This window comes from Acidithiobacillus sp. TH-A36, assembly GCF_057473445.1.
Map to the genome: position 1 here is coordinate 1 of NZ_JBYCKP010000306.1, position 1,530 is coordinate 1,530.

At 51.6% G+C, this 1,530-nt stretch carries 2 protein-coding genes and 2 pseudogenes; all 4 read right to left on the reverse strand.

The genetic code is table 11. The features are described 5' to 3' along the window. A pseudogene (locus AC2VLY_RS08065) lies at positions 1-334 on the reverse strand (hypothetical protein); the annotation flags it as partial. A gap of 23 nt (positions 335-357) precedes the next feature. Continuing rightward, positions 358-585, reverse strand: a complete 228-nt coding sequence (locus tag AC2VLY_RS08070) for a hypothetical protein (RefSeq protein WP_486892146.1) — start codon at positions 583-585, stop codon at positions 358-360. Next, positions 578-1,045 (reverse strand): hypothetical protein, encoded by a 468-nt coding sequence (locus AC2VLY_RS08075; protein ID WP_486892147.1) that lies wholly within the window; start codon positions 1,043-1,045, stop codon positions 578-580. Before AC2VLY_RS08075 ends, AC2VLY_RS08070 begins: the two co-directional genes overlap by 8 nt. Positions 1,046-1,117: 72 nt before the next feature. Then, a pseudogene (locus AC2VLY_RS08080) lies at positions 1,118-1,530 on the reverse strand (hypothetical protein); the annotation flags it as partial.

The following is a 1,530-nucleotide window of genomic DNA, read 5'->3' on the forward strand; positions in this document are numbered from 1 at the left end:
GTAAAGGCTTGGGCACCAAACCGAGCTTTTCTGCCATTTCGGTATTCAGCATTTTCCCGTTGGCGGCAATCACCGGCCCGGGTATCAAGTATTTTCCATCCAGGCCAAAAGCCAGATTTTTCTGGCCAGTAGTCGTTTCTGCCAGTAAAGCCGTGAACCCGGGGACCCCCGTCGGCAGGGTTTTGACCAAATGCAATCGCTGATGGGACAGCCTTTGAATAAGGGGACCATAATCCGGCACGGCCGCCTGTGCAGAAACAGCCACTACGCCGCCAATAACCAACGCCGTAGATAATGCGCCCAAAAAAGCTTTATGAATTTCTTTACGTGACATTATGTACCTCACAATTTAACCGATTATTTAACATCCAGATGCAGACGCTCCAATTCTGTGGCGATATCCGCCGCCACTTCGCTGACCAACTCGTAGTCATCGATAATATCGACGAGCAGCCGAATGCTTTCTGGACTCCCTGAGACCAGCAAAAATTCCCCACCTCTCGGGTCCTTGTACATAAACGTTTCTTCGCCCCGCGCTTTGGCGGCGTCGATGAATAGTTGATTTTCCGTGCTGATATCAGCCATGAGTGAACGCCTTTTGGATTCCGCTTTTTTCCGGATAGGGTATCCAGCCCATAACTTCAGAATCATGAATCCAGTAGGTATCCGAAGCATTAGCGGCGCGCCAGCTGCAATCTTCGGCATGATACCGGGCCTGCAACCAGCCGAATTCTGGCGCGGGGAATTTACCATAAAGATTTTTGACCCATATCAGGACAGTTTCCTGGTCCTTTGGACGCTCTTGTGAGGATGTTTTGTGCGGTTGAGCCGGTAGTGGCATCCAGTACGAGGCCATATCAAAAGGCCAGTGCTCGATATTCATGCTACCAAACCAAATCCATTCCCCATCTTCCGGATAATCCGAACTTTGGTGTAAACAGGCCTCTATCACACCCAAGGTATCTATGAAAATAAGCACCGGATCCTTTCCGATGGTTTTAGCCAATTCTGGCGTTAAAGGGGTTAAACGATTCAAATGCCCCATCTAATACCTCCTCTATACTCGGCAGGAAATAGCCGACCACCATCGGTGATCGGCTTATAGGCGGCACGACACTTAAAAGTTGTAACGGATACCCGCATCCATACCGAAACGGTTGGTGGAGCTCGCAGGTTCCATGAAGTATTTACCCATTGCCCCGCCGGTATAGGTAAAGTGGGTGAAGCTCAAGCCACCAAAGACGCTAAACGGACCATCAATGCGATAATTGGCCGACAGCCCCAGCGTTTCTTCACCACTGGTTCCAAACTTCGCGCTGGGTGCCGAAATGCCGGTAATATGCGGCGTCATGCCACCCCCGGTAACCGCCAGCACTTCCGCATCCGCAGACAACACCATGCGCGGCGTCATCTGGTACTGGAACAAGGCACCAACACCCGCCAAGGGCGAGCTGTAATCTTCGATTTCCTGCCCGCCCGTAATCAGCAGATTGCGATGCCAGGACTGGAAACCCGCTGCGACATACGGGG